This window comes from Phormidium sp. CCY1219 (assembly GCF_055795085.1).
This window is the reverse complement of sequence record NZ_JAYFEQ010000206.1, coordinates 1-2,178: the sequence shown is the minus strand read 5'-3', so window position 1 is coordinate 2,178 and position 2,178 is coordinate 1. Positions and strand designations below refer to the sequence as shown.

The 2,178-nt window shown below is 46.2% G+C and carries 6 protein-coding genes; 3 read left to right on the top strand and 3 right to left on the bottom strand.

Annotation, left to right across the window (positions count from 1 at the left end):
- Positions 1–120 precede the first annotated feature (120 nt).
- Complete coding sequence (locus AC0QH1_RS01480) at positions 121–321, bottom strand: NACHT C-terminal alpha/beta 1 domain-containing protein (protein WP_324628974.1); 201 nt, start codon at positions 319–321, stop codon at positions 121–123.
- A 107-nt stretch (positions 322–428) separates the two neighbouring features.
- Here AC0QH1_RS01480 and AC0QH1_RS01475 point away from each other — a divergent pair, with 107 nt between their 5' ends.
- Both AC0QH1_RS01475 and AC0QH1_RS01470 read left to right on the top strand, forming a co-directional pair.
- Positions 429–662, top strand: a complete 234-nt coding sequence (locus tag AC0QH1_RS01475; RefSeq protein ID WP_324628973.1) for a DUF433 domain-containing protein — start codon at positions 429–431, stop codon at positions 660–662.
- Positions 659–1,000 carry a DUF5615 family PIN-like protein gene (locus AC0QH1_RS01470; protein WP_324628972.1) on the top strand — a complete coding sequence of 114 codons (342 nt, stop codon included), beginning with the start codon at positions 659–661 and terminating at the stop codon, positions 998–1,000. The genes AC0QH1_RS01475 and AC0QH1_RS01470 overlap by 4 nt, the downstream gene beginning before the upstream one ends.
- Positions 1,001–1,280: 280 nt before the next feature.
- Here AC0QH1_RS01470 and AC0QH1_RS01465 read toward each other — a convergent pair whose 3' ends face one another.
- Complete coding sequence (locus tag AC0QH1_RS01465) at positions 1,281–1,415, bottom strand: hypothetical protein (protein WP_324628971.1); 135 nt, start codon at positions 1,413–1,415, stop codon at positions 1,281–1,283.
- A gap of 28 nt (positions 1,416–1,443) precedes the next feature.
- Between AC0QH1_RS01465 and AC0QH1_RS01460 the strand changes: the two genes are divergently transcribed.
- Positions 1,444–1,653, top strand: a complete 210-nt coding sequence (locus AC0QH1_RS01460) for a hypothetical protein (RefSeq protein WP_046320858.1) — start codon at positions 1,444–1,446, stop codon at positions 1,651–1,653.
- Between the two features lie 417 nt (positions 1,654–2,070).
- On the opposite strand, the gene AC0QH1_RS01455 is transcribed toward AC0QH1_RS01460, so the two are convergent.
- Positions 2,071–2,178 (bottom strand): NACHT C-terminal alpha/beta 1 domain-containing protein (locus tag AC0QH1_RS01455; RefSeq protein WP_442957262.1); only part of this gene is annotated, 108 nt, incomplete at its 5' end.

Below are 2,178 nucleotides of genomic sequence, written 5' to 3'. Positions count from 1 at the left end.
CCTTTTAACGGCGCTTCTAGGGGGTCGTCGGTGAGGAAGGCAACGGCAATTACCCCCGTCAGTTTTTGGCAAAAGGCCATGAGTTCTGGGGTGAGTTGGGTCGGGGTGGAAACCGTTTCGCTACCGAAGAGGATAGCGCGGTGGGGGAGGAGGTGGGGCGCGTTTTAGGGTTTTGAGGTGGCGGCGCAGTTCAGCGGCGGTGGCGGGTTCCGGGGGGTCTTCGTCGGGACAAGTGATTTCCCAAATCAGTTCGCTGAGGGTGAGGGCGATTTCCCCTTCGCGGGTTTCGTCAGCGAGGAGGTCGGCGTTGAGGCAATACATCGGCAGGTGTTGCAGAGATTCGGAGGTGAGCGCTTATTCCTGCAAGAATTGAGGAGCGCGATCGGCTATAATTTATGAGGTGTAATCACACATTCAGCCTTAAAAATATGACTTTAACTCCTGAATTAATGAGCCGAATTACGCAAAATCCCGGTCAATGTGGGGGTCGTCCCTGTATTCGCGGGATGCGAATTCGAGTCACCGATATTTTAGAAATGTTAGCTGAAAATGTTAGCATTTCTGAAATTTTAGAAGATTTTCCGGATTTAGAACTCGCAGATATTCAAGCCTGTTTAGTCTTTGCAGCAAGACGTACTGATTTTCCTAGACTAACCGCATGAAAATTTGGATCGATGCTCAACTTCCGCCTACATTGGCAAGTTGGCTGACAGAAACCTTTGGTTTAGAAGCCAGAGCATTGCGAGATTTAGGATTACGGGATGCTCAAGATATCGAGATTTTTGCAGCAGCACGGGCTGAAAATGTGGTGATTATCACGAAAGACAGTGATTTCATTGACTTGGTCTGTCGTTTAGGAACGCCTCCTCAAATTTTGTGGCTAACTTGTGGCAATGTCACGAACCGCAACTTGCAACAATTGTTAATAGCGACTTTACCGAATGCATTAGAGCAATTACGCCAAGGAGAAATGATTGTGGAAATTACGAATACGCCTTAATTTCCTCTAACCAGGTTTCAATAGCAGATATCAGATTTCGTTGATTGGGGGGAAAGCCTTTCTACTGCGCTTCTAGGGATTCGTCGGTGAGGAAGGCTACGGCGATTACCCCGGTCAGTTTTTGGCAAAAGGCGATGAGTTCTGGGGTGGGTTGGGTCGGGGTGGAAATTCGCTACCGAAGAGAATGGCACGGTGGGGGAGGAGGTGGGGCGCGTTTGAGGGTTTTGAGGTGGCGATCGCAGTTCTGCGGGGTCTTCGTCGGGACAAGTGATGTCCCAAATCAGGTTCGAGCCAGGGTGAGGGCGATTTCCCGTTCGCGGGGGCGAGGATGTCGGCGTTGAGGCAATTCTAGGGGTTCGTCCGTGAGGAAGGCTGGGGTGTCGGTTGGTTTATGGCAAAATAGAATATCATTCAAAGTAAGTCAGTACCGTGAGGCTTAGTCAATGATGAGATTTAATGATGTAGTTGAAGCAATAAAAGGTCTTTCTATCGATGAAAAACAAGAAATTTCAATGTTGTTACAGCAATATCTTCGTGAAGAATCTCGTGACAATATTTATAAGAATTTCCAAGTAGCCCAGCAGGAAGAAAAACAAGGAAATCTTAAGTTCTCCAACCAGATTGATAAATTGAAGGAGATGATTGAAGAATAATCATGGAAGTAGGGGCGAAAAATTTTTCGCCCCTACAGTAACGGGTGTAATCTGCCATAAATTTTCCTTATCACCCTAAACCCAGAAGACCCTTTTAGCTCTGCTTTTAAACGGGCTTTTAAAAAGAAAATTAAAGGCAATCAGGATTTAGAAACAAGGTTTTGGCAAAAGTTAGACTTGTTTATCCTCGATCCATTTGACCCTACTTTAAAGACGCACAAACTATCGGGTAAGTTGAAAGATTTATGGAGTTTCAGTGTGGGTTATGATGAGAGAGTGTTATTCTATTTTACAGAGGATGAAAAAGCTGTATTTGTTGATATGGGCAGCCATGATGAGGTGTATTAAGTAGCCAGAAACTGGGTTTCTATCCCAATCTCTGATTTGTAGGTGAAACTGTCGCAGAAAACCGGTTTCTCAAATTTCCTCTAACCAGGTTTCAATCGCCGATATCAGATTCGGTTGATTGGGGGGAAAGCCTTTTAACGGCGCTTCTAGGGGGTCGTCGGTGAGGAAGGCAACGGC

What these genes read in the sequence shown, in the direction of transcription:
- AC0QH1_RS01480 (WP_324628974.1), bottom strand. Translation starts at nt 321, where the DNA reads ATGTATTGCCTCAACGCCGACCTCCTCGCTGACGAAACCCGCGAAGGG.
- AC0QH1_RS01470 (WP_324628972.1), top strand. Translation starts at nt 659, where the DNA reads ATGAAAATTTGGATCGATGCTCAACTTCCGCCTACATTGGCAAGTTGG.
- AC0QH1_RS01460 (WP_046320858.1), top strand. Translation starts at nt 1,444, where the DNA reads ATGATGAGATTTAATGATGTAGTTGAAGCAATAAAAGGTCTTTCTATC.
- AC0QH1_RS01475 (WP_324628973.1), top strand. Translation starts at nt 429, where the DNA reads ATGACTTTAACTCCTGAATTAATGAGCCGAATTACGCAAAATCCCGGT.